The sequence below is a fragment of the Anaerobacillus sp. ABR4_321 genome (assembly GCF_056158505.1).
On sequence record NZ_JBSWTK010000001.1, the window covers coordinates 2509920 to 2536606 of the forward strand.

At 41.3% G+C, this 26687-nt stretch carries 24 protein-coding genes; 11 read left to right on the top strand and 13 right to left on the bottom strand.

Going from position 1 to position 26687, the window contains the following annotated elements; translation table 11 throughout:
* Positions 1–27: 27 nt before the first annotated feature.
* The 4 genes from ACXADT_RS13130 (at position 28) to ACXADT_RS13145 (ending at position 3383) form a co-directional block, all read left to right on the top strand.
* Entirely contained in the window at positions 28–1017 is a 990-nt protein-coding gene (locus tag ACXADT_RS13130) for a sodium:calcium antiporter (protein WP_270182235.1), read from the top strand.
* A 170-nt stretch (positions 1018–1187) separates the two neighbouring features.
* On the top strand, positions 1188–2363 hold the full coding sequence (locus ACXADT_RS13135; RefSeq protein ID WP_270182234.1) for an MFS transporter: 1176 nt from the start codon (positions 1188–1190) through the stop codon (positions 2361–2363).
* Between the two features lie 226 nt (positions 2364–2589).
* Complete coding sequence (locus ACXADT_RS13140; RefSeq protein ID WP_474831511.1) at positions 2590–2934, top strand: MerR family transcriptional regulator; 345 nt, start codon at positions 2590–2592, stop codon at positions 2932–2934.
* Positions 2931–3383: an SRPBCC family protein gene (locus tag ACXADT_RS13145; protein ID WP_474831513.1), complete on the top strand. Its 453-nt coding sequence runs from the start codon at positions 2931–2933 to the stop codon at positions 3381–3383. Before ACXADT_RS13140 ends, ACXADT_RS13145 begins: the two co-directional genes overlap by 4 nt.
* 53 nt (positions 3384–3436) lie before the next feature.
* Here ACXADT_RS13145 and ACXADT_RS13150 read toward each other — a convergent pair whose 3' ends face one another.
* A complete protein-coding gene (locus ACXADT_RS13150) occupies positions 3437–4015 on the bottom strand; it encodes a biotin transporter BioY (protein WP_474834539.1) in 579 nt (192 codons plus the stop codon).
* A gap of 274 nt (positions 4016–4289) precedes the next feature.
* On the opposite strand from ACXADT_RS13150, the gene ACXADT_RS13155 reads away from it, so the two are divergent.
* The 5 genes from ACXADT_RS13155 to ACXADT_RS13175 all read left to right on the top strand — a co-directional run bounded on the left by ACXADT_RS13155 (position 4290) and on the right by ACXADT_RS13175 (position 10671).
* Positions 4290–4643: a hypothetical protein gene (locus tag ACXADT_RS13155; RefSeq protein WP_270182231.1), complete on the top strand. Its 354-nt coding sequence runs from the start codon at positions 4290–4292 to the stop codon at positions 4641–4643.
* Between the two features lie 222 nt (positions 4644–4865).
* Positions 4866–6839 (top strand): DNA topoisomerase IV subunit B, encoded by a 1974-nt coding sequence (gene parE, locus ACXADT_RS13160; protein ID WP_270182230.1) that lies wholly within the window; start codon positions 4866–4868, stop codon positions 6837–6839.
* Between the two features lie 2 nt (positions 6840–6841).
* Positions 6842–9268, top strand: a complete 2427-nt coding sequence (gene parC, locus ACXADT_RS13165) for a DNA topoisomerase IV subunit A (protein WP_474831514.1) — start codon at positions 6842–6844, stop codon at positions 9266–9268.
* A 146-nt stretch (positions 9269–9414) separates the two neighbouring features.
* Positions 9415–9912 carry a metal-dependent hydrolase gene (locus ACXADT_RS13170; protein WP_474831516.1) on the top strand — a complete coding sequence of 166 codons (498 nt, stop codon included), beginning with the start codon at positions 9415–9417 and terminating at the stop codon, positions 9910–9912.
* A gap of 99 nt (positions 9913–10011) precedes the next feature.
* The gene (locus ACXADT_RS13175) at positions 10012–10671 is read left to right on the top strand and encodes a TVP38/TMEM64 family protein (protein WP_474811678.1); all 660 of its coding nucleotides are present in this window, start codon (positions 10012–10014) and stop codon (positions 10669–10671) included.
* A gap of 35 nt (positions 10672–10706) precedes the next feature.
* Here ACXADT_RS13175 and ACXADT_RS13180 read toward each other — a convergent pair whose 3' ends face one another.
* Positions 10707–11285: a hypothetical protein gene (locus ACXADT_RS13180; RefSeq protein WP_474831517.1), complete on the bottom strand. Its 579-nt coding sequence runs from the start codon at positions 11283–11285 to the stop codon at positions 10707–10709.
* Between the two features lie 162 nt (positions 11286–11447).
* On the opposite strand from ACXADT_RS13180, the gene ACXADT_RS13185 reads away from it, so the two are divergent.
* On the top strand, positions 11448–12617 hold the full coding sequence (locus tag ACXADT_RS13185; RefSeq protein ID WP_474831518.1) for a MalY/PatB family protein: 1170 nt from the start codon (positions 11448–11450) through the stop codon (positions 12615–12617).
* Positions 12618–12806: 189 nt separating this feature from the next.
* Entirely contained in the window at positions 12807–13298 is a 492-nt protein-coding gene (locus ACXADT_RS13190) for a hypothetical protein (RefSeq protein ID WP_270182224.1), read from the top strand.
* Between the two features lie 327 nt (positions 13299–13625).
* Here the strand turns inward: ACXADT_RS13190 and ACXADT_RS13195 are convergent, their stop codons facing one another.
* From ACXADT_RS13195 to ACXADT_RS13245, 11 genes are all read right to left on the bottom strand, one after another.
* Entirely contained in the window at positions 13626–15383 is a 1758-nt protein-coding gene (locus tag ACXADT_RS13195) for an extracellular catalytic domain type 1 short-chain-length polyhydroxyalkanoate depolymerase (protein ID WP_474831520.1), read from the bottom strand.
* 354 nt (positions 15384–15737) lie between these two features.
* The gene (locus tag ACXADT_RS13200) at positions 15738–16529 is read right to left on the bottom strand and encodes an enoyl-CoA hydratase/isomerase family protein (protein WP_474831521.1); all 792 of its coding nucleotides are present in this window, start codon (positions 16527–16529) and stop codon (positions 15738–15740) included.
* 105 nt (positions 16530–16634) lie between these two features.
* Positions 16635–18368, bottom strand: coding sequence for an acyl-CoA dehydrogenase family protein (locus tag ACXADT_RS13205; RefSeq protein ID WP_474831523.1), 1734 nt, complete (start codon positions 18366–18368; stop codon positions 16635–16637).
* 28 nt (positions 18369–18396) lie between these two features.
* Positions 18397–19461, bottom strand: a complete 1065-nt coding sequence (locus tag ACXADT_RS13210; RefSeq protein WP_474831524.1) for a phosphotransferase family protein — start codon at positions 19459–19461, stop codon at positions 18397–18399.
* A gap of 25 nt (positions 19462–19486) precedes the next feature.
* Positions 19487–20371, bottom strand: coding sequence for a 3-hydroxyacyl-CoA dehydrogenase family protein (locus ACXADT_RS13215; RefSeq protein WP_474831526.1), 885 nt, complete (start codon positions 20369–20371; stop codon positions 19487–19489).
* A gap of 29 nt (positions 20372–20400) precedes the next feature.
* Positions 20401–20970, bottom strand: a complete 570-nt coding sequence (locus ACXADT_RS13220; protein WP_474831527.1) for a TetR/AcrR family transcriptional regulator — start codon at positions 20968–20970, stop codon at positions 20401–20403.
* A 91-nt stretch (positions 20971–21061) separates the two neighbouring features.
* Positions 21062–21835 carry an SDR family oxidoreductase gene (locus ACXADT_RS13225; protein ID WP_474831529.1) on the bottom strand — a complete coding sequence of 258 codons (774 nt, stop codon included), beginning with the start codon at positions 21833–21835 and terminating at the stop codon, positions 21062–21064.
* A gap of 17 nt (positions 21836–21852) precedes the next feature.
* On the bottom strand, positions 21853–23061 hold the full coding sequence (locus ACXADT_RS13230; RefSeq protein ID WP_474831530.1) for an acyl-CoA dehydrogenase family protein: 1209 nt from the start codon (positions 23059–23061) through the stop codon (positions 21853–21855).
* Between the two features lie 167 nt (positions 23062–23228).
* Positions 23229–24203, bottom strand: coding sequence for an alpha/beta hydrolase (locus tag ACXADT_RS13235; RefSeq protein ID WP_474831531.1), 975 nt, complete (start codon positions 24201–24203; stop codon positions 23229–23231).
* Positions 24190–24837: a GNAT family N-acetyltransferase gene (locus tag ACXADT_RS13240; protein ID WP_474831533.1), complete on the bottom strand. Its 648-nt coding sequence runs from the start codon at positions 24835–24837 to the stop codon at positions 24190–24192. Before ACXADT_RS13240 ends, ACXADT_RS13235 begins: the two co-directional genes overlap by 14 nt.
* Positions 24838–24877: 40 nt before the next feature.
* Entirely contained in the window at positions 24878–26686 is a 1809-nt protein-coding gene (locus tag ACXADT_RS13245) for an IucA/IucC family protein (protein WP_474831534.1), read from the bottom strand.
* Position 26687: the final 1 nt, after the last annotated feature.

Consider the following 26687-nt stretch of genomic DNA (forward strand, 5'->3'; position numbering starts at 1 on the left):
ATGAAACTTGAAGGAGACCCACACACAATGAACTTATTCCTTGTCTTTGTCTTATTTATCATTGCAGCAATCGCGACATACTTTGTAGCGACTCGGCTCGCTATGTACGGCGATGCCCTTAGTGAGAAAACAAAAACCTCATCAGCGTTTATGGGGATCATCATAGGTGCTGCTATATCTTTGCCAGAACTGACTTCAAGTGTGACGGCTATTGCGATCGATAGCCCTGACCTTGCTATCGGAAATCTGTTAGGAAGCAATTTATTTAACCTTTTAGCGCTTGCAGTACTTGATATTGTGTACCGGAAAGAGCAGATCATGGGTAAAACGGATATTGGTAGTAAACTCTATATCTACTTAGTGATCGTGATGACATTGATTGTAGTAGCTGGTCTATCTCTTACGCTACCTGCATCAGTGTTCCATATTGGATATAGCTCTGTCATCCTTGTCTTCGTGTATCTTGTAGGAATCAAGTTGATCAACAAAAAAACGGAAGAAAAAGTGAAGCGAAAGAGCAGGAAAAATGAACAGTACAATGATTTTACGTACAAAAAGGTCCTGACGAGATTTATCCTTTCAGCAGTAGGGATCATGATCGTGGGAACAGTCCTGACGTTAACGGCTGATCGAATCGCAACCGAAACGGGTCTTGGGGCTTCGTTTGTCGGCTCGTTCTTAGTAGGTGCTAGCACGTCGCTTCCTGATGCTGTGAGTGTTGCGACCGCGCTGAAATTGAGAAACTATAACATGGGAGTAAGCTCATTACTAGGAAGCAACGCGTTCAATATCATGCTGCTTTCTTTTACGGATGTGTTGTATCTCGAGACGAATATTTTTAGACACGCTAGTATGTCGAACATTATTACGACTGTCTCGTCAGTCGTTGTCATCCTTGTGATTTTATATAGTATTACGAGAAGGAATCACAGAACGACGTTTTACTACGTGCTCCCACCACTCACCATCGTCATCATCTACTTCATCGCTACGTTTACAGTCTACCAAATGAGATAAATGATAGAGGCGGAATGCCTCTGTCATTTTTTTTTTTTTTTTTTGATTCGAAAATTTGGGCATGGCAGGAATGAGAGCGTTTTACAAGAATGTAATAAATTTTCAAACACGTTTACGCGTGTGTAGACGGTGGAATCCCCCGGTTAGAATACATCTTGGAGGTTACACACATGTCAAAAGGAAATAGCATTCACGCTCTCATCATCCTATTATTTACACAGTTTATTTCAGGAGGAGTAACGAATACAAAAGGAATTGTTCTGAACCAGGTAGAAACCGACATAGGGCTCGATATGAGTCAATTTGGACTGGTGGTCTTTATCTTCCAGCTAGGTTTTACCTTTGCGAGTTTACTCTTTGGTTATTTAACGGATAAAAAAGGACTTCGCATAATGGTGATCTTTGCAACAGCTTTAATGGGGCTTGGATTCCTTGGTACGGGGTTCGCACCAAACATCACGTTCTTTCTAGGATTCTATATGCTGATCGGCTTTGGGCTTGGAGCTCTAGGTGTTGCATCGAATGCGATCGTTCCTGCTGCATACCCGAATAAACAAAATCAGATGTTTAACCTTGCTATGGGGATCTATGGACTCGGAATGGTCTTATTCCCTCAAGTCTTAAATTTCTTATTCCAGTTTGGGTCATGGCGATACTTTTATGTAGGAATCGCCGCTCTTAACGTGATCGTGATCTTCTATGTCACATCCGTTGCGTTTCCAGAAGGGAAGCCTCAAAAAGTTAACTTAAAAGCATTTATCCCAATGATAAAAGACGCTCAGATGGTCTTTCTCATGTTCTTTCTTATCTTTGAAGTCTCTGCAGAGGTTTCGTTTACGAATTTCTTTCCAACATATTTGAAGTCGTTAGATCTCGGTGGTCTCTCGCAAGAAGCGAAGTCTGATATGGTCGCAACGATTCTATCGCTCTTCTCAGTGTTCTTTATGATTGGAAGACTAGGGGTCGCGTATCTCGCGAACAAAATAAATGAAAGATTGATCATGATCACATTTTCACTCGGTTCAGTGCTGATCGTTGGCATTAGCTTTCTGTTCGCAAACCAAATGCCTTATCTATTTGCAGGGGCAGGTTTGTTTTTCTCAGCGCTATTTCCAACCGCAACAGCATTCGGAACGAGCATTTCGAAAAACCCAGGCTCTGCGCTTGGCCTAATCTATGTAGCAGCTGGAATCGGTGGAGGACTTGCAGGGTATTTGATCGGAATTGTGTCAGAGATATTCGGCAACAAAGGAGGATTTAGCTTAATCATCGTGTTCCTAGGACTTATGTTTGTTTCTTCTTTACTACTGAACACGAAAAAATCGAGCCAGACACAGAGTGGGTAAGCATGAAAGGATATCCGAAATCACACCTATCTACTGGTGTGATTTTTTTGCTTCTAATGACCGCATACTAGTTCTTGAGAAGGTTTTCTACCTATCAGTTGAACGATCGTGTAGATTGAGAGATATGGAACGTTTTCGTATATTGGCTTCTAATTCGATAAAATAATAAAATAACGTTGACCTTGTGGTGTACCCCACAGTTTATGATATAGGTGGGAGTGAGAGAATGTACAAGATTAGTGATTTTTCCGAGATGACGGGATTAAGTAAAGAAACATTACGTTACTACGCAGAAGTAAAGTTACTCGAACCCGCTTACATTGATCCAGTTAACAAGTATCGGTACTACGATGACGGTAGCTACTTCTTAGCAATCCTCCTAGTGAAGTTAAGAAGGTTAGGTTTTTCAATAAAAGAAATGATCGGTGTGATGGAGGACGAGTCTTTTGCTAACTTAGAACAATTATTACTTCAAAAAAGAAACAAGATTACTATGCAGATAGAAGATCTTTATCTTCAGCTTGAGGAGATTGATGAGTTTCTTGCATCTGGAAAGGAGAACGATGAATGATTCAATGGAAAGAAGAAATGATTATTGAGAAGAACATAGAGAACGTATGGAGATTGTTTTTAGATGAAAACATCAAACGGATCATGCCGAAAGTAGAGGAACATATTTTGATCGAAAAGAAGGAGGATGAGGCAGGGGCAAAGCATAAGCAAACGTATCGTGAAGGAAAGCGGCTTGAAACCTACATTGTCGAAACACTAGCATATGAAGATGTCCCGGACAAAAAACACAAAGAACAAAGTTTTATATTGGGAAAAGCGTTTGAGATCACACTTTCGTTTACGTTACTTAAACTTGATGAGACTACCACTAAATTTATATATGAAGGTCAAAACAAAGGTGTTAACTTTGTTGGAAGGGCTATGTTGAAGTTAGGTAGTGAGAAAAGTAACAATAAAGTGGTACACGAGTTTATGGAAAGAGTTAAGACCGAAGCGTTAAAAGGGTAATACAGCATCAAAAAGAGAGCTTATCAGCGGGATAAGCTCTCTTTGTCATTATACTATGCGACTCTACGCTCAGAACGCTGAGAAGATTTATTCACTGCTTTGTAGATGCGTGGTGCCATAACAGCAGCGACGATTGACATGATGATATCTTTGGGTAGCGGAGCGAGCATCCACATCCAAGCCATACCATACGTGAATCCTTCAGGCGCCATCGCCCAGAATTTATAAGCAAAATACATATAGTTTGTTCCTAGAACGTAGTTAAGAATAAATGCTGTGAAACTAGCGATCATAAATGTTCGTAAAGTAGGCTTTGCTTTTGATTCTATGATCTTTCCTGCGATATAAGCGACTAAAATATACGATAAGATAAATCCAAATGTCGGTTTGAACAGAATACCAGGACCTCCTGTAAACTGAGCGAAGACCGGTGCACCTACGAAACCAACTAACGCGTAGACAGTCATTGAAATTGCGCCTAGTCGGCTACCTAGTAATAGCCCTGCTAATATAGCAAAGAATGTTTGTAGCGTAATCGGCACGCCACCTACGACTAAAAATTGTGCGATATTTGCTCCGACTGCCATCAAGGCAGCAAACATTCCAGCGAATACTAAATCAATCGTTCTCATTTTTTTCATAGTTAGCCCTCTCTTTCGGTTTCTATAAAGAATCGTAAAAGATTTCCGTCATAGTGTCAACTTAATTTTTGTGTAAGTTAACAAATAAAAAAGAGGTTAACAGCACTTCGATGTCAGGAACATTTATTAAAATTGTATATGATTTATGTTAGCGTGAAACCCAATAGGCGTAGAAGGAATTGTAGGACGTTGCCTTGAAAACTACTACTTAAATCCACAATGTATGGTAAACTTATTACGAAAGTACGTTGAGAGGAGCCTCTGTATGAACTTACTGAGGGGAACCATTCTAGTCGTTTTATCCCTTTGCATCGTCCTTGCAATAGGAACTGCCTTTGCAAATGAGCAAAAGGATGAACTTGTTTTTGTTACTGGTGAAGTACAAAAGAAAATGGTGCGATATGAAGAACCCCAACTAACTGAAAAGACAAATGACAAGAGCGGGAACGATGAAGAGACGATCGATGCGGTCGAAAAACCTTATTTTTATCTTATTGTAAACAAAACTCCCTATTTAGCCGATGAATCAAAATGGAACAAGGTCGATGAAGGAGATCACGTCACGATCGGGTATGAACCTGGAAATGTACATAGATTAAAAACAATTGATGAAGAATAGACAATAAGGTACAATACGGTTCGATGTTTTTCTCTCCTGCCACTGTGCAGGATTTTTTATATACAGCAACCTTATTGAAACGGTAATCCGTCGATAATCGGTCGACAACTTATAAAAACAGCCTCTATCTGGCAATGCTGAACAAAATGAGAGAAAAAGAGATAGAAACACATGTTCTCATATGGTAGGCTATTCTATACAGAGTTTTGAAAGGGGAAAAACATGGCAACGAAACAAAAACAAGCAAACGAATATAGTGATGATTCGATTCAGGTGCTTGAAGGTCTTGAAGCGGTTAGGAAACGTCCTGGTATGTATATTGGGAGCACGGATTCAAGAGGTCTTCATCACCTTGTATATGAAATTGTAGATAACTCAGTAGATGAAGTCCTTGCTGGACATGGTGATGAAATCAAAGTAACGATCTATGAAGATAACAGTGTGAGCATTCAGGATAACGGCCGTGGGATGCCCGTTGGGATGCATAAGCTCGGTAAACCAACTCCTGAAATCATCTTAACGGTCCTTCATGCAGGTGGTAAGTTCGGTCAGGGCGGATACAAAACGAGTGGAGGCTTGCATGGTGTTGGTGCTTCTGTCGTAAATGCCTTATCTGAATGGCTCGAAGTGACGATCCACCGTGACGGCTTTACGTTCGTGCAGCGTTTTGAAAACGGCGGTAAACCGGTAACAACCCTTGAAAACAAAGGAAAAACACGTAAGACGGGTACATTGATTCATTTTAAGCCAGACACAACGATGTTTAGCACATTGAATTATAACTACGACACGTTGAGTGAGAGACTTCGCGAAGCCGCTTTTCTTCTTAAAGGATTGAAGATTACGCTAGAAGACCAACGTCATGATCGTAGCGAGCAATTTTACTTTGAAACAGGGATCGAAGCGTTCATCGATTATTTAAACGAAGACAAAGAAACGCTACATCCCGTCGTAACGTTCGAAGGTGAGAACAACGGAATCGAGCTCGACTTCTCGTTTCAATATAACGACGGTTTTTCTGAAAACGTTCTTTCGTTCGTTAACAACGTTCGAACAAAAGATGGCGGTACGCATGAATCAGGTATGAAGACTGCAATCACGCGTGTGATCAATGATTATGCTAGAAAAGTGAACTTATTGAAAGAAAAAGACAAAAACCTCGAAGGAAACGATATTCGAGAAGGGTTTACTGCGATCGTATCGGTCCGTATTCCAGAGCACTTACTTCAATTCGAAGGACAAACTAAAAGCAAACTCGGTACAAGTGAAGCGCGTTCCGCAGTTGATGCTGTTGTTTCTGGACAATTTTCTTACTTCTTAGAAGAAAATCCATCGACGAGTGAGATGCTTATTAAGAAATCGATAAAAGCGGCTCAAGCAAGAGAAGCAGCAAGGAAAGCACGTGAAGATGCGCGATCTGGGAAAAAAGGAAAACGTAAAGAAACGATCTTGAGCGGGAAGCTAACCCCAGCGACCTCTCGTAACCCTAAGAAGAATGAACTGTATCTTGTTGAGGGTGACTCAGCCGGAGGTTCGGCTAAACAAGGGCGAGACCGTCGTTTTCAGGCTGTTCTACCGTTACGAGGTAAGGTCATCAATACGGAGAAAGCCAAGCTTCAAGACATCTTTAAAAATGAAGAGATCAATACCATCATTCATGCGATTGGTGCAGGGGTAGGTCCTGACTTTGACATCGAAGATACGAACTATGACAAAGTCGTAATCATGACAGACGCTGACACGGACGGTGCTCACATTCAAGTTCTTCTACTAACGTTTTTCTATCGCTATATGAAGCAGCTTGTCGAACATGGCAAAGTCTTTATTGCTCTTCCTCCACTTTATAAAGTAAGTAAAGGAAAAGGGAAGAAAGAAGTCGTAGAATATGCCTGGGACGAAGAAGGCATGAAAGAAGCGATGAAAAAAGTCGGGAAAGGCTATACGATCCAACGTTACAAAGGTCTAGGTGAAATGAACGCCGATCAATTATGGGAAACGACGATGAACCCAGAAAGCCGCACGTTGATCCGTGTGAAGATCGAAGACATTGCAAGAGCTGAACGACGCGTTTCGGTTCTCATGGGGGACAAAGTTGAACCCCGAAGACAATGGATCGAATCAAATGTGGCCTTTGGATTAAATGAAGATACCAACATCATCGAAAACGAGAATATTTCCATCATTGAGGAGGCGTAACATTGGCTAACGCAGAGAAATTCTTAGATTTACCACTAGAAGACGTCCTTGGTGATGCATTTGGTAAGTATAGTAAATACATTATTCAAGATCGAGCACTTCCTGATGCTAGAGACGGACTTAAACCCGTGCAGCGACGTATTCTTTACGCGATGCATCATGAAGGAAACATCGCAGATAAACCGTTCCGTAAATCTGCTAAAACAGTCGGTAACGTTATAGGTAACTATCACCCGCACGGTGATACATCCGTCTATGACGCGATGGTACGTATGAGTCAAGATTGGAAAGTGCGAAACGTATTAGTTGAAATGCATGGAAACAACGGTAGTGTGGATGGAGATCCACCTGCCGCGATGCGTTATACGGAAGCACGTCTTGCAGCGATTTCTTCAGAACTATTACGAGATATCGAAAAAGATACAGTTGAATTTGCACCAAACTTTGATGATACGCAGGAGGAACCGATTGTTCTTCCTGCTCGTTTTCCGAATCTACTCGTAAATGGCTCAACGGGAATCTCTTCTGGTTATGCGACGGATATTCCACCACATAATCTTGGAGAAGTCGTTGATGCTGCTGTTATGCAGATGGAAAACCCGGATGTCACTGTAGAAGAGTTGATGACGGTCATCAAAGGGCCAGATTTCCCTACTGGCGGAATAGCGCAAGGAACGGAAGGAATTAAGAAAGCTTTTGAAACTGGTAAAGGAAAATTCATCCTTAGAGGAAAAGCCGAAATAGAAGATTTACGAGGTGGCCGCCAGCAAATCGTCGTAACAGAGATTCCATACGAAGTAAACAAAGCGAATCTTGTAAAGAAAATCGACGAACTACGGGTCGACCGTAAAGTTGAAGGCATTTCTGAAGTACGTGACGAAACGGATCGGACGGGACTTCGCTTCGTTATTGAACTGAAGAAAGAGGCAGATGCATCAGGCATCCTTAAATTCTTGTATAAAGCGACTGACCTACAGATCACGTATAACTACAATATGGTCGCCATTTATAATAAAACACCGAAGCAAATGGGATTGAAACGAATCCTGAAAGCATACATCGAACACCAAAAAGAAGTCGTAACCCGCCGTTCTGAACACGACCTTCGAAAAGCAAAGGCTCGTCAACATGTTGTGGAAGGGTTAATACGCGCCGTTTCGATTTTAGATGAAGTGATCGCTACGATCCGCTCTTCAAAAGATAAGCGTGACGCTAAAAACAACTTGATTAGTGAATATGATTTTACAGAGGCTCAAGCGGAAGCCATCGTAACGTTGCAGCTTTATCGTTTAACGAATACAGATATCACGACGCTTGAAAAAGAGTCCAATGATCTGGATAAGTTGATTAAAAAACTCGAGTCGATTCTCGGGAGTGAGAAGAAACTCGTTTCGGTTATTAAGAAAGAACTTCTTGAAATCCGTAAGAAATATGCAGATGCGCGTATGACTCGAATCGAAGAAGAAATCGAAGAAATCAAAGTGAACCTTGAAGTGATGGTCCCTTCAGAGGATGTGATCGTTACTGTCACAGAAGATGGATACGTTAAGCGTACGAGTCCAAGGTCTTATGCTGCTTCGAACGGAAAAGACTTCGGAATGAAGGAAACAGACTTCTTACTGCGCCAATTTGATAGCAATACAACCAATACCATTCTGCTCTTTACGAATAAAGGAAGCTACATCTATTTACCTGTTCACGCACTACCAGATATCAGGTGGAAAGATCTAGGTCAGCATGTTGCGAATCTATGTCCGATCGATTCAGACGAGCGGATCATTGAAGCGATGGAGATCAATGAATTTGAAGATGAACGGTTCCTCGTATTCGTAACGAAGCAAGGGATGATTAAGAAAACGGAACTATCTCAATACAAAGCTCAGCGGTATTCTAAACCGTTGATGGCACTCAAGCTTAAAAAAGATGATGAACTAGTAGATGTGTATGTGACGAATGGTAAGAACGAAGTGTTTATTGCAACTCATTTTGGTTATGGATTACGATTTAAAGAAGAAGAAGTAAATGTCGTTGGTCAGCGTGCAAGTGGTGTGAAAGGAATTAACTTAAAAGACGATGACTTTGTTGTGAGCGGAATCTTGTTTGATACAACAACGAAGTTTGACTTATTCCTCTTGACTCATCGGGGAGCGGTTAAGAAAATGCCGTTAAGTGAATTCGATCTAGCCTCCCGTGCAAAACGAGGCGTCGTCATGCTAAGAGAGTTGAAATCGAACCCGCATCGAGTGGTAGGCGTTAAAACCGTGACAAAAGGTGATACTGTTATAGTTCGGACTGAAAAAGGAGAACCAGTACAAATTGACCCTTCAAGCTACCGACCGAATGACAGGTATAGCAACGGATCGTTTATCGTTGATGTTGCTGACACCGGCAATGCATGTGAATTAAAGAAAGAATCAAATACTGATTAAAACGAATGTGAACCTGTTCAGTTAGTGAACAGGTTCTTTTTATGGAAAAAAGTATGCTATACTAAAGGATGCGAACGTATGATTGCCCCTCCGGAAAAATCGCACCATAATCATCTAAGAATAAAACAACTAGGGAGTTGAGAAGAATGGAAGGAAAAACCCACTTGATGGGTGGTCTTTGTATGGGGGCAGCGGCTCACAGCTATTACATAACGGAAGTCTTACCGGTTCCAGAGCTCATCGTATTTTACGGTAGCTGCTTGTTCGGAGCTTTGTTACCCGATATCTGTCACCCGGGCTCGTGGACAGGTAGAAAAGCGAAAATATTATCTAAAAACATAAGTCGGTTCTTTGGTCATCGAACGATCACACATAGTCTATTATTTCTAATCTTAGTTTATTGGCTCACATCTACGTTTACATTTATGTACTACGAGACTGTTCAAATCGGCTTGCTCGTCGGTATTATCAGTCACATAGTTCTAGATGCACTAACGGTGAGAGGAATACAGTTATTTTATCCAATTCCGCTCAGAGTTCGCTTTCCACTCTACTTAAAAACCGCTTCTAAAGGGGAATCAGTCATATCGAGTAGCTTGATGCTCCTAACATTATTTTTTGTATACAAACAAATGTTCTCGTAGCGTAAAATCGGCACTTCTTTTCTTGTAAGCCTAATTACATTCAATCAACGTTACAGTATAGTAAGGTAGAGTAGAGGCTAAAGTAGAAAGGATGGAACTATGAAAAAACCAAGTAACTGGTTAAAGTGGGGCGGCATCATCTTAGTAGTAATTGGACTCATCTGGTTTAGCCGTACCTACTTAGATTTCCGAGTGAACGATATACGAGATTGGATTTTATCATTCGGAGTGTTAGCTCCCATTGTATATATCGTGATCTATACGATTCGTCCGCTCATTTTCTTCCCAGCATCCGTTTTATCGATCGCTGGAGGACTCGCTTTCGGGTCTTTATTTGGAACAATTTATACGGTCTTAGGTGCAACCTCAGGTGCCGTCTTATCATTCGTCGTGGCGAGAACGCTAGGAAAATCGATCGCAAATAAAGACTGGCAAGGGAAAGGACGTAAATTACAAGAGCAGCTTGAGAAGAATGGCTTTTTCTATGTTCTATTTTTCCGTTTTGTACCTTTGTTTAATTTTGATCTGATTAGCTATTCAGCTGGATTATCAAAAGTTAAGTTTTCATCATTCCTATTCGGTACGTTGATCGGAATAATCCCAGGCACGTTTGCTTATAACTTTCTAGGTAGTAGTCTTGTATCAGGAGATCCGCTTGTGATTGCTAGTGCAGTGATCGTCTTCTTGATCTTGTCTGTTATCCCAATATTGATACGAAATAAATACGCTAAGAAAGACCCAACTCTACAGAAGAAATAAACAAAAAGGATCCTACCGCGATGGCAGGATCTTTTTTATAGTTCAAGTTTTTCATCGCTTAAACGCTTTTTAGCTTTCTTTGTATTGCGCCTCTCAATCACGAGATAGATAATGGTGGAGACTAGTAAGATAGAGTGCGTCACACCAAATTCAGTGCCGTAGTAATCCGAATGCCAATAGGAAACAATACCAGGAATAACACGATCACTAATTGGATAAAAAATTGGAACAGCGTCATTCATATGTGTTAAAAAGTCAACGAACACATGGAGGAACCATCCCCAAATAAAGCCAGAGAGTGGCGTTAGTTTGAACCCTTTATGCAATAACATAAGGACAATAAACCCGATGAACCAAATTACGAAGGAATGTCCGAGTTTCCTCAAGACATCTACGACAGGGTGGTCAAATAAGACATGAACGAAACCATGCATCGAAAACGCCTCTTGTGAACCAAATAATCTTTGGACTCCGTATTCAGCTAATAAGTATAGGAACATGACATAATAGATGATATCAGGAGCGATTCCACCGATCACGATCGACTTGACCGTTTTCCGTTGCTTCTTCCGAAAGAAGAAGTAGCTCCAAAACGCATGATGCAATGTATTCATGTTAATTACCTCGCTTAATCCTAACATTGACTCCTATTTTATCATTACATTGTAATGTTTTGCTCATAAATACGCCTATCTACTTTTCATAAGCGTTATTTCAGACACGTTCAGCTCGTTTTGATAAAGTTAGTGATGACGACTACCTTACGGAGGGATCTTATGAATTCATTTAATGAAGAAATAGATAGACACAATACTCATTCAGTAAAATGGGATCATACAGATGACATTTTTCAGAAAGAAGCTCTGCTTCCTATGTGGGTGGCGGATATGGATTTTAAAGCTCCTGAGAAAGTGATAGAAGTGCTTATGGAGCGGGTGAAGCATGGGATTTTTGGCTATTCGATGCCGACACAGAATACGAGAAACGTGGTGAAAGACTGGTTAGAGCGAAGGCATGATTGGTCGATCGATAACGATTGGATCGTTTTTACGTCTGGTGTTGTCCCTGCGATCGCTGCAGCAATCAATACGTATACCTCAAAAGATGATAAAGTTCTAATCCAATCACCGGTTTATTATCCATTTCGGGATATGATTGAGAAGAATGATCGAATCGTCGTGGACAATCCGCTTGTTCTAGAGTCAGGTACATATAAGATGGACTTTGAGGACTTAGAACAAAAGGTAAAAGACCCAGCGGTTAAAATGCTACTACTTTGTAATCCTCATAATCCGGTAGGTCGCGTATGGACGCGTGATGAATTAACAACTCTAGCGAATTTATGTGTTCAGCATGACGTGTTGATCGTATCGGATGATATACACTTTGATTTAATCTTTAAAGGGTACAAACACACCCTTATTTCAACGCTTTCATCGGACATTGCTGAACATACCATTACGTGTATATCACCGAGTAAGACGTTTAACATTGCAGGTTTACAAGCATCGACGATCGTTATACCGGACGAAAAGAAGCGGGAGCAGTACGAAGATTATATGAAAAAGCTGGGATTGTTTGCTCCAAACGCGCTTGGAATTCTAGGGATAGAAGCGGCTTACACGCATGGTGAAAAGTGGTTAGATGAACTCCTTATTTATCTAGAAGATAACTTATCCTATCTAACGTCATTCATTAAAGAAAACTTGCCTGAAATTCGTGTGATTCAGCCTGAAGGAACGTACCTGGTCTGGTTGGACTTTCGATCTCTTCAACTAAATCATGAAGAATTAGAGGCGTTTATACAAAACGAGGCAAAGTTAGCACTTGATGAAGGATATATATTTGGAGAAGGAGGGAAGGGGTTTGAGCGAATTAACATCGCCTGTCCTCGCTCCACGCTTGAAAAAGGTCTTAAACAATTAGAAAACGCGTTTAGAAAATAGAAATTGGAGGCAGGGCGCTATACAACTGGCGCCTTTTTCTGCGATTAGTGTAGTACCTAATGAGGAAATTTTGTAACAAAACAATGTCATTTATAGAAGTTCTTACATAATCACGCGAAGAATCAGAATTTTTGTTATGATAGAAGAGGTTGGATTTATACAGTAGTCGCTAGATAAGGAAAGCGGGTGATGATTGTGAAAAAAGCCACAAAAGGACTCTTAACCATCCTACTTTTCTCTGTTCTTGCATTTAGTTATCTAAAACTTGCTGAAATTTATGTAGACTATAAGAACGATAAATATAAAAACACTGCGAGTGCAATTAGTCTCGATATCAGTTTGCACCAGAAAATCGAAGAACAGAACATTTATGAAATCCACTTACATAGTAAAACAACGAATGCTAACGAAGTGGTCACATCGAAAGAAAATGAAGAAACGTTAATCAAGTGGATCAACAGCTTCGGCAAAAGCAAAATAACAGAAGTTCCAACACACCGAGTAAGCGTTGATAAAGCTGATCTGATTGTTTACTTTAAAACTGGAAAAGAAATGCGTATCAACTTAGATGATGATTCAATTGTCATTTCGAGAAATGACAATGAGAACAAGAAGTTTAAAAACTATTTGATAAGTGATAATAAATTAACGGAAGACGTCAGAAGCTTATTAGGTAAATAATTTTTAATTCCGTCTCACTATCTTAAGTTTACTTAACGATTGAGACGGAATTTCATTATTTACTATGACTTCCTATAATATATATTATGTTAACTAAGATAAAATTAGAAAGACATGTAGATCTTCTTAAGCTCTCTCACTTCTGCTTCATCGTCATACTTTACGTTTACGATCGTTCATTAATTGTCATGTTCGTAGCTACCAAATAAATTCTAGATCGCTCTTTATAAATCTCGCTAAAAAACTATAGACTACTCGTGTTTACACGAATAGTCTATCAGCTTTGCATAATTAGTTTATTTGTATTATATGGAATCACTCATCGTTTTAATTTAGAATCAACGTCGGTTCATATCCAACATTTTCTCCACCGTAAAATTCAATTACGTTAGCATTGAATCCTGCTGTTGTCGTCGCTTTTAACCTGAACTGTGTAAGTCCATTCGAGTTAATACTAGATAAGCTGCTAGCTGGCAGTTCTATATCGATATAATCACCACTCGGAGGTGCAAAACTTGTTATTGTGGATTGAGTTGGTGCACTTCCGTAATCTGCTTGTTCAATTGAAGAATTGCTACCAAACGTTCCTTTTTTTACATCTAGTTGCAGGTTTGCTATGTTCCCTTGTTTTGATTTTACGTATAATCGGATTTTTGCGGATTGGATTGTCTCTGCAATCCCACTTGTATCGAACGAAAGCAGCCCACGATACGTATCAGTGTTATACATCCCTTTGTCGCCGACCTTTACTGAACTAGTTCCTTTTCCATCAGCTGTATATTGGCCAACAAACCCATCTTCATTCCCAATTGATACAATCGTAGTCGGATCATTAGGAATACTGGTTTCAATGAGATAATTTTCTGTTTTCACCTTTTCAGTGTTTCCATTCGAATCAACACTAAAGAATTTCAGTGTCGTATCTTTCGTAATCTTAATCGGACTGCTATAGACTTGTGATGATTGGGTTGGAATCGTTCCATCAATCGTATAGTATGTCGTTACTAGTTCATTAGAGCTTAGTTCAACGCTCACTGAATCTTGATAAGTTCCTCCACTTGGAGAAGCAGTTGTAACAGGCGCATTTGGATCAGATGGATCAGTCGGTTCGTTAGCATTAAAGAACTCCCACATCATCCTGCTCGCATTTGGTCCTTGAGGGTCTGTGTAGCTTCCCTGTGAGCTCCCACCAGACCATGCATGCCCCATGCTTTCCACGATAACTTTTTTCATCCACACTTTACCATCTTGTCCATGATAATCATTTAAGGTGTAACTTCTTCCGCCTGGAACCTGCAAGTTTTCCGTGTTTTCAGGCACATCATCAATCCATTCGTCTTCGGTACCTGTAGCTGATAAATCATTTGTTACTGCCCATTGTGAAATTACTTGATCACCGTTCACCGGTCTAACCGTGTAGTCAGACGTCCCATGAAAGACGATGACAGGTAACAGTTTTGTGTGACTACCCATGGCGCTATATGCTGCACGACCTTGTAACGTTGGGTCAGGTCCTCCACTAGACATTGCACTAAAAGCAGAAGATGAAGTTGTAGCTGCTTTGTATTCTAGGCCAGCACCAACCCCAATTCCTGAGAATATATCGGGATAAGTAGCGCCCATGATCACACTCATCGCCGCACCAGCTGATAGCCCTGCTACGTAAACTTGATTTTGTTGGATCGTATAATTTGTTTGGATTTCCTGAACCATTCCAGCGATGACTCTCGGTTCTCCACTACCTCGAGACTGATGACTTGGCTCAAACCAGTTCCAGCATTTACTTGAGTTTGCACTCGAGTTTTGCTCAGGATATAAAACAAGAAATCCCTTTTCGTCAGCCAGCGTATTCATTTGTGTACCAGTTGCAAATTGATTCGCATCTTGCGTGCATCCGTGAAGCATAACGTACAATGGGTAAGATTGATTTTGGTCATATTGTTCAGGAATATACAGCTTATATGTTTTTCCTCCGTAGGATCCTGAAGTGAACTGTCCTGCTGCTAATGTGGAAGAAGGTGACAAGACTGAAGAGCATACTAACAAAAGAATTACACCAATAACCCAACTCATTTTCAATCGCATATAACAACATCCCCTTTCCATTGTGTGTGCTTCGCTATGATAAGGGGCTCGAGTTACACCGTGGTTACAGAAGGATTATTAAATGAAACTAATCTCCTATTATGATTAGGAAACTTACTTCGAGCACAGGTTATCTTTCAGTACAAAAGGATTAACTTTGGATGTTTCAAAACGTTACTCCTAATCATTCTGTTTAATACTATCTCAGGATTCAAAGACATTGAAACCATCTCAAAGGTTCAAAATTCGGAAACAGAACAAACGTTCTCTACTCGATAAAACCTTAACCCATAAAGAAAAAATGGGAAATGCAAAGCAACTCCCATAAATGTGACCTATAGTTGATCGTTTAGATTACTTCCCTTTAAATTGTGGAGCGCGCTTTTCCTTAAAAGCAGCTGCCCCCTCTTTATGATCTTCCGTCGTTACCATCATCGCCTGCGTAATTCGTTCCTGCTCTAAAACGTCTGGAAGCGATGCGGTTAGGGATGCATCTGCAATTTTCTTTATAAAACCAAACGCTTTACTAGGCCCTTTAGCAAGCTTTTCAGCATAAGCGATCGCTTCATCTTGTAACTGAGATAATGGGTACGTTTGGTTGACGATCCTTAATTCTTTTGCCTCTTTTGCAGATATCGGCTGTGCTGAGAAGAATAATTCTTTCGCTTTGTATGGACCGATTAAACGCGGAAGGAACGATAGTCCTCCACCATCTGAGATCAATCCTACTTGAGTAAAGCTTAAGACGAAGCTGCTGTCTTCTGCTGCTAGGATGATATCACTTGCGAGCGCTAGGTTGAAACCAGCACCTGCTGCAAATCCGTGGACGACGGAAACAATCGGCTTCTCAAGATCTTTCATCGCAAGTATAAGTTCATTCAATTTCCCAATATGCTCATAAACTTCGGTTGAGGAAGTGTCGCCCATCGTCTTCACGTCTCCACCAGCACTGAAGGATCTACCCGCTCCAGAAAGGATCACAACACGAACCTCATCGTTCTCCTTTGCATCCTGAATGGCTTTTGTAAGTCCTAAGATCATCTCTTTACTAAATGCGTTCAAGGCTTCAGGACGGTTTAACGTAAGGTGAAGTACTGCTCCCTCTAGATTTACGTTTAAATGATCTGTTTTTACTGTAGTTTCCATTCTAATCTCTCCTTTTATTGTTCGATGAGCGAATCATCGTGAATGTTTATAATAAGAAAGCGATTGCAGTTTTTGATAGAGCTAGCATCGGATCCTTCCCGCTTTTCACACCTCGTACTTCTGTTTCTTGTAACTATGTTTAGCAATTTTTCTATTCCGTTCAATCGAACTTCCAAAATCGTAAGGTGAAAGTTCGTTGAAAACGAGTTGAACAGCTTGATGTTTTTCTTCTTTCGGTAAAAGACTCATAAGCAGCATCCTAGCAGTTGACTCAGTAGTTTGAAGCGCTTCTTCTAAATACGTTCTCGCAAGCATGAGTTTTATATCACTCTGATGTTTCACTGCTCGAAGAACAGCGGACTCTGCAGCGTATAACGTAATCGCGATATTTGAAAGCTTCATCACTGTTTCTTGATGTTCCATCAACCGCTGACCGTGTTTCTCATATGCGCTTCCTACACAGTACAGAAAGATGTTTCGGATGCTCTGGATAGCCGATTCTTCATTTAGAGATTCATGACGATTGTCTTCTAAATCTCGTCTTGCTTTCTCGACTAGCTCTTCAATCGGAATGGCACCCTTCATTGCTTTCTTAAAGAGCGTTCCGATGATCAACAGTCGATTCACCTCATTCGTACCTTCAAAGATACGGTTAATCCTTGAATCACGGTACATCTGCTCGATCTGGTACTCTTGTATGAAACCGGCTCCTCCATGTAATTGAAGAGATTCATCGACGACTTCATCTAGCGTTTCTGAACTGAAGACTTTACAAATTGCACACTCGACTGCGTACTGCATCATTTGTTTGCCGATAATCGTATGTTCCGTTTCGTCATAAAGTCCTTTCATGGCTCCCTCTAACAAAGATGCTGTTCGATATTGAAGAGACTCGGAAGCATAGATTGTAGCCATCATACGCGTTACTTTATCTTGAGTAGCCGTAAATTCAGCGATGGTTCGTCCAAACTGTTTCCGTTCATTTGTATGTTGAAGAGCTAACTTGAAGGCGTGCTTTGCTCCACCAGTACATGCTGACCCGAGGTTGAAACGACCTAAGTTCAGTACGTTTAGGGCAATCACGTGCCCTTTCCCTGCCTCTCCGAGAAGGTTCTCCACTGGCACCATGCAATCTTCGAAAATCACCGATCGAGTCGATGAGCCTTTAATCCCCATCTTCTTTTCCTCAGGTCCGAGTGATAGACCCCGAAAATCCTTTTCTACAATAAATGCTGAAAACTGTTCGCCATTGATCTTGGCATATACGATAAACGTATCTGAAAATACCGCATTCGTAATATATAGTTTTGTTCCATTCAAGAGGTAGTGCGTTCCTTCTTTATTCAGTACAGCCGTCGTTTGGGATGCTAGCGCATCGGATCCAGCATTCGGCTCTGTTAAACAATACGCACCGATAAATTCACCTGAAGCAAGCTTGGGTAAATACTTCTTCTTTTGCTCCTCGGAACCAAAGTGAGTGATCGGTAACGTAGCGATGCATGTATGGTTGGAGTGAGCAACACCATAACCGCTCGTTTCTCCAATCACCTCTCCAACGATCCCTTTAGCGATTTTATCAAGCCCAAGTCCTCCGTATTTTTCTGGAATGCTGTGAGCAAGTAACCCAAGCTGGCCAGCTTTCCTCAATAGCGAAACAACTCGATCGAAATCCTGATGTTCAATCGCCTCTCTATGTAGATTCACTTCCCTCTCTACAAACTGACGAGCTGTCTTTGCAATCATACGGTGTTCATCTGTAAATTCTTCAGGAGTAAATACGTCGTCTGCTCTTTGAAAAAGAAACTCAGAGCCAGCGGGATTTGCCTTTGTATCTGCCATGTGAGACCTCCTTAAAGGTGAAGCTTTTTTACCGTTTTACACTCACATTGTTCCGCGCGTGAGCGATTAGGCTTGCAACGAAGTGATTGAGGTGGCGGAAACGTTCATCTGATGTTTGTCCCTTTTTAAAGCGAAAGTAGATTTGCTGACAAATAACAGCGAGTTTGAAATAAGCAAATGTTAAATAGAAGTTCATCTGAGAAACGTCTCTACCGGATTTACGTGCATAAGACTCGATAAATTCCTCTCTCGACATAAAGCCTTTCATCACTGTAACGGGTGGTTTTCCCATTCCTTTTTTAAGCGGTTCTGGGTCATCTTCTTGCAGCCAGTACCCCATTGCCGCTCCAAGATCTGCGAGAGGATCACCAACGGTTGTCATCTCCCAATCAAACAAACCAACTAGTTTGCTTAGGTCATCATGAGCAAACATCGCGTTATTCAGTTTGAAATCATAATGAATAACTGTAGGATGTTGAGAGTGTGGAATATTGTCTGCTAACCAATGCGTTAGCTCTTCAACACCTTTGATGTCATCTGTCTTCGAACGGTTATAACGTTTGATCCATCCGTGAACTTGTCGTTCCATAAATCCGTCAGGACGACTAATTTCTTTCAATCTAGTTGTTTCATAGTCAATGCTATGAAGCGCTACGAGTGTGTCTACCATCGACTCAGACATGCTTCTGCATAACGCTTCCGATGGTTGAAACCCATCAGGAAATGATGTGTCGACCACTACACCTCTCTTTCTTTCCATCAAAAAGAATGGAGCTCCTAGCAAGTTTTCATGATAGAGATACGGCTTAGGAGCTAAAGGAAAAATCGGATGTAGTTCCTTCAAAATCGTAAACTCCCGCTCCATATCATGAGCCTTCGGTGCTACAGGTCCAAGGGGAGGTCTTCTGAGAACGGCTTCCCACTCACCCATCGATAGCTCATACGTTAAATTGGAACTACCGGTACCAAATTGACGAATTGTAAGCGAATCATCAGGCAAATCCTCGATGTTTTCTCTTAAAAAGTTTTCAAGCTTTCGTTGATTGAGCTCTTCTCCTTCTCGAACAGAAATCGTATCGTGTGAATAAGACATCGTTCACCTCCTGAATAGTAGCTTGCTAGTTCTTCACTTGTTTTTTTGAATAGTCATAAAAGCCTTTACCGGTTTTACGGCCAAGTGTCCCTGCCTTAACCTTTTCCTCAATGAACTTAGGAGGTTTATCCTCAGGATTACCAGTTTCATTGTAACGCTGCTGCATTACATAGTAGCCGACATCGATTCCTGATAGATCCATCAATTCAAATGGACCAATCGGGTGCTTGAGTGCTTTTCTACAGATTAGATCGATATCTTCAAAGTCTGCGATTCCTTCTTCGTATAAGTTCATCGCTTCTTTTTGTAATGCGCCTAGGATACGGTTTGCAACGAATCCTGAAATTTCTTTTCTTAGTAAGACACCTGTGCGATTGATTCGTTCACAGAGTTCCATTGTGACACGAGCGGTCTCTTCTGAGGTCTCCTCACTCATAACAACTTCGACACAGTCCATTACGAGCGGCGGGAAGAAGAAATGCATGTTCACGACTTTATCCTTCCGATTCGTAACTGAAGCGAGGAGGGAATTAACAATCGTTGAACTGTTTGTTGCAAGAATGACATCAGGAGATGCGTATTCATCGATCTTTTGAAACACTGCACGTTTTGCGTCTAGTTTCTCGACGATGGCTTCGATGATGAAGTCTGCTTGAACAGCCGCTTCTTCTAAGCTTGTAGTAAAATGCAATCTACCCAATGCAGCTTGTACATTTTCTTCTGTAATCTTTCCTTTTTTAACCCAGTTTGTCATGATGTCTTCAAGCTTCTCTCGTGCACCCTTTAGAGCTTCTTCGTTAATATCTTGAATGGTTGTGCTATAACCTCCGAGTGCACAGAGCATGCCGATTTGATGCCCCATCGATCCTGCTCCAAGGACTGTGATGTTCCTAATATCTGAATGCTTCATTTTCGTTCCTCCCTAAGAATACTGAAGATTTAATTGCTTTCCTCAATGCCATTTAACACCATGTCAACGAATATCTTTGCCACTTCTTTATCAGGCAAAGGTCCATCTGGCTGGTACCATTGGTAAGTCCAATTTGACATGCCGAGAATACCAAAAGTGACGATTCCGATATTAAGATTGCTTCGGAATTCTCCATTTTCAACGCCTTGTTTTAACAGGTCTTCAAAGTGAAAGCGGATTTGGTCCCGCTTCGGTAAAATCTCTGATAAATTTCCTTCATTCAAATTCTTTATTTCACGAAAGAAGACGCGCGCACTTTTTCCTTCGAGCTCAATGTTATGAATGAGCATGTAGACCATGTCATAGAGCTTTGTTCGACAATTCTTTGAGCCGTCTTCTAAAATCTCTTTTTGCTGATGAATCATGCTGTCGATGTAAGAAGAATGAATGTCCATCAACAGTGCTTCTTTACTTTTAAAATAGTAGTAGAAGGTTCCTTTCGTCACACCGACGGCGTCTACGATATCTTGTATCGATGTTTCACTGAATCCTTTTTTCTCAAATAGCTCGATGCTTTTCAATGTTAGTTTGTGTTTCATAGTAGGTTCCTCTCTATCTATCGCGTATCATCGTATTCTAGTCTTATGAAGCTTAATCTGAAATCCCCTTAGTGACTGACGTAACTCCTAATCACATGGCGTGCTGTCCACCATCTACGACGAGAATATCTCCTGTTACATAGTTGGATGCATTTGAAGCTAAAAACAATGCTGCACCCTTTAGATCGTCGTCAGAACCAAATCGATTTAAAGGCGTCGAATCTAGTATTTTGTCACCACCAGCTTCAATTAGTCCCTTTGACATTTTTGTTGGAAAGAAACCAGGAGCGATCGCATTAACGTTGATGTTGTGTTCTCCCCACTTCACAGCTAAATCTTTTGTAAATGTGATGACTGCTCCTTTACTAGTGTTGTAGCCGATCGCATTCATGAAACGAGGATCAGCACCACCGAGTCCTGCAACAGATGCGATGTTGATGATTTTACCGCTTTTTTGCTTGATCATTTCTTTCCCTACTGTCTGTGAAAAAAGGAATGTGCCGGTTACGTTCACCTCCATCACTTTATGCCACGCTTGAAGAGGCATATCGATAACAGACTCTCCCCACGTTGCGCCACTGTTATTAACTAGAATATCGATTCTCCCAAACTGTTTCATCGTTTCATCGACGACTCTTTGGATGTGTTCCTGATTCGTTACGTCACACTGGAATGCAAGGGATTTAACGCCGATTTTTTCTAATTCATCTCGAACTTCTTCACATGCTTCCAATTTCCTTGAACAAACAACGACGTTTGCACCAGCTTCTGCGAATCCTTCTGCGATTTGTTTTCCAAGTCCTCTTCCGCCACCAGTCACGATGGCTGTTTTTCCTGATAAGCTAAATAACTCCATCACATTCATGCTGTGTTCCTCCCTTTTTAGCGATACTTATTCAGTTCATGTTTCGCGACAGCATTTCGATGAACTTCATCCGGCCCATCAGCAAGTCGTAATGTCCTAGCATTCGCCCAATGTGCTGCAAGCGTATAATCATCGCTTACTCCAGCGCCACCGCATGCTTGAATGGCTCTGTCGATCACGTTTAGAGCCATATTAGGAGCAACGACTTTAATCATCGCAATTTCTGCTTTTGCTTCTTTATTTCCTACGGTATCCATCATGTGGGCAGCCTTCAATGTGAGAAGTCTCGCTTGCTCGATTTCAATTCTAGAGTCAGCGATCCATTCCCTTACAACCCCTTGTTCTGAAAGTTTCTTGCCGAATGCTTCACGGTTATGTACACGCTTACATAAATCCTCAAGCGCACGCTCAGCTGTTCCGATTAACCGCATGCAGTGATGGATTCGACCAGGTCCAAGTCTCCCTTGTGCGATCGGAAATCCTTTTCCTTCATCCCAAACGATGTTAGATGCGGGTACCCGAACATTTCTATAATCAATTTCTGCATGACCATGCGGAGCATGATCATAACCGAAGACGGGAAGCATTCGTTTGATCGTGACACCTTCTGTAGCAAGAGGTACTAAAATCATCGATTGCTGTTCATGTTTCGCAGCAGTAGGATCACTTTTTCCCATCACGATTGCGATTTTGCATCGAGGATCTCCTGCACCAGAAGACCACCATTTCGTCCCATTGATGACATATTCATCACCATCTCGCTCAATATGAGCTTGGATGTTCGTTGCATCTGAAGAAGCGACATCAGGCTCCGTCATTGAGAAGCACGAACGAATATCACCTGAAAGTAACGGTTCGAGCCACTGTTTTTTCTGTTCATCAGTGCCGTACCTGACGAGAACTTCCATGTTCCCAGTGTCCGGTGCTGCACAGTTGAACACCTCAGGTCCAATCATGGAGCGTCCCATCACTTCGCATATCGGAGCATAATCAGTGTTAGATAGCCCTTTTCCATATTCGCTGTCGGGTAAGAAGAGGTTCCACAGTCCTTCTTCCTTCGCCTTCTTCTTTAACTCTTCCATAATTGGAGGAACATCTGACCAGCGTGATTCTTGTTTTGAAAGCTGGTCTTCATAGACGCTTTCGTTCGGATAAACGTATGTATCCATAAATGCTGATACTCGTTCGAGGTAAGATTGACACACCTCGGAATAGGTAAAGTTCATCGTTATTCATCTCCTCATAATACTAACTAACCGGTTGGTATGTTTATGATATTAGTATAAGATGTAATTTCAGAATATTCAACACAATAATAAAAAAGCGGGTGATTCACCCGCTTCCTTTCTTACCTTTATATGTAGCTTCCTTATCTTCCTTTTTAAAAATGACTCTAGACATATTCGTAAAAAGTAGAGTTCGATTCCTTAGTCGATCCTTTTCCGTGAAGAATCTCACGATAAGCATCAAACAAATCGTCGACAGCTTTCTTTGCTGCTTGGCTATTCCCGATCATATTGATAAAGCTATGTAGAAGTGACTTATAGTGAACGTGCTTAATAAGTGTACCTGCGTGATGTAATCGACTCGCGAACGCTTCTCCTTCACTACGGAGTGGATCTTTTTCAACTGTCACGATGAATGCAGGAGCAACGTCATCCAACTTTTCTGCGCGTAAAGGTGAAACAAGCGGATCACTCGCGCTGTCTTTGTCTTTTAAATAGTGATTCCAAAACCAGTCCATTTTTTCACTCGTTAAGTTATACGTGTGATTTTCAAGATATGATGCTGTTGAAAGGTTGTAATCCAATACTGGTGTGATCAACAGTTGAGAGCTCAGCTCACGCTTCCAAACGAGACTCGCAGCTGCTGCGAGGTTTGCTCCTGAAGATTCTCCTGAAATGGAAATGTTTGATGAATCACCGCCAAATTGTTCGCCGTTTTCTTTCAACCACTTAAGTGTGTCGAGTACATCAATAAGTGCAGCAGGGTATGGGTGCTCTGGTGATAACCGGTAGCCAACGGATACAATCATGCATCCAAGTGATTGACACATATATCTGCAAAAGCTATCACTGCTTTCAATCGAGCCGAATACCCATCCACCTCCATGGCAATACATGACGATTGGTAAGGGATTTGAGTGTGGAGGCGTATATATGTTAACTGGTATATTGTGCTCACCAATCTCAGTATGATAAACCGTAAGCTCATCAATTTTTATCGGCGTAAAGAATGCTCTTGCTTCCTCATAGTAGTATCGGGATTGTTCAGGAGAAAGAACGCTTAAATCCGGATGCTCAAGTTCCTTCATTCGCTCTCCAATGCGAGAAATGAGGGTTAATGTTGCTGCATCAATGTGAGTCATTCGTTATGGTCCCCTCACACAACTTCTTTGCATCCCCAATGTTCAACGTTGCGCTAGTGTTAAATTCGGAAGAGTAGTTTAGTAACGTTTTTTGCTCCATTGCAACTAACTTTGCTTTCTTGTTCGGAAGTTCGATCTCCTTTAGTATGTTTGCGCCGAATCGCTTGATGATTGGAAGGATGATACGGTTCCTTACATCAGGTTCACCTATGATCCGTTTGGCACCATATTTATTGAAGAGGTAGTATCCCATCGCAAGAATGATCGCTTCTCCATCAGTTGGGTTTAAGTATTCACGAGGACCAATTAATAGGTGCATGCCAAGATCGCCTGGCTCTGGATCGTAATAGTTCTTGATTGCATCTTCTTTTATGTCGTACGCAATTAAATAACATACTTGTTCGTCATCGACGTACCCCATATAGACGTCTTTATGACTTGCTTGAGTTGAATTCGTTAACCAAGTGTGAAGGTCTTCCATTGGAAGATCGAGCTTCCAGAAGGGTTTGATATGCTTTTGGTGCATCCAGTTGTGTAGAATTGGTAAATCGCTTTCAACTTCGATAGGACGGAACGAAATGGTTCTTCCTAAGTGAGTAAATTGACATTCTGTTTTCATCATCTCTCTTTTCATCTTATCCCCCTTATAAAAAGGCGGGGAGATCCCCGCCATGTTAAGCCTGTTTGGTTGTAGCGAACTGATGTAAAGCGTTTTTTACCTTACCAAATTCAGATGCGTGTGGACGGTCATCACCGTCACCATAGCCGTAGTCCACCATACGGTTTCGGTTCAGTGTAAGCTTTGTAAGCTCTGGTTTGAAGAAATCAAACAGCTTGAATCGTTCTGACAGTTCCGGGCACCTGTTTTGATAGGATTCAATGCTTTCAGCTAACTTACTCCAGAATGACGTTTCATCCATAAGATCTGAGCGTTCTAAAACAGACGACATGTAGCGCATGTGACAGATAAATAGACCTGTGAAGATGAACTGCGTGAGACCTTCAGGCGGTTCACTCCTTAAGACTTTCTTTAAGTCATCTGTTAGCACACTTAACTCCTCAAACGGCTGGTCACTAATGTTGACGTCATCGACGAAATCTTTTACCGCTAGTCGATGAGGCTTGTAATCTTTCAGAACAAGAATCGTATTTTGGCCGTGTGGTGAAAATACGACGCCATATCGGTACAAGTAATGAAGAAGTGGCTTCAAGGTCACATCCATGAATGCTGTAATCCACTCGTCTGGACTTAACCCTGACTTTTCAATTAAGCTTTTCACAAATGGCTTTCCATCATGGTCTTCGTAATGAAGAGCTGCAAGAGTGATCGCTTCCTCTCCATCTTCAAGATACGTGTAGATGCTCTCACGGTAAATGACCCCTAGCATTTCAAGGTATTGATAAGGCGCGTTCGGTAGATCGAGATAATGCTTTTGATCAACGTTTAAACTCGCGATCTCACCCGGTAGGATCACACGGCATTCGTTTTTTAAAAAGTCATCATTCTCATAGATACCTTTAATAAAGCTTGTGATCGTCGGAGCGATCAACGTTCGCTCTGCTGGCAGCCCTCGATACACGAGCGTGTTTAAAATACTCATGGGTAGCTTAACGTGATGCTTTTTTTTATCTGTCATATTAACAAATGTACGAATCGATTGTTGGGGTAAATAGCGATCAGACGATTCTCCGAGCGGAATGATCACTTTGTTCGCGATCTCACCAGGGAAGTTTTGAATAATCGTGTTTTTCCACTGCCATTCATGAATCGGCATGAAGTAGTAATCTTCGACCGTCACATTTTTGTCTATCATCTCTTGAGAAAAACGCTTGCGATCTTCCTCTGATAATACGTCGTTGATCAGGTGGTCGTATGACTCCCCTTCAACCGCTTGAAACGAACTGCTGTCTTTATGAACTGCGATCCATGATAATGAAAGTTCGTTTTGCTGTTCAGGAGCAAAGGAAAGGTAATCGTCATACCCGAATCCGATTCGTCCTTTGTTGTATGTAATCCAAGGGTGACCAGTCATATACCCTTCAAGGAGAGCATAATCCATGTCGACGAGATCATCTGAAGAAACATGATTCGTTAAAAGGTGAAGGTCTGCTAAAAGGGTCTGATTCAATTCCTTAATGAGATGGCCTGCCGTTTCACTGGACATGCCGATGATCGGTTGAATATCAAGGAGAAAATCGATAGCGCTCGCTGCTTCTACCGTGTTTTCTAATTGTTGAATGATGATGGATCCAGGATCAACATAGAAGCTATCGAATAAACGACGCTTTGAACGATATATGTATCGCTTTGTATCATTGATGATCAACTGACATGTTAACCACCCGTTCCCATCCTCTGAAACTTCAGGTTTAATCATGCCTTCATACATATACTCAGACATCATCTTAGCGAGAAGCGCTTTATTTACAGTAATCCAGTTATCTTCTGTTAAAACGTTCATGAGTTCGTTTTTGTGTAGCATA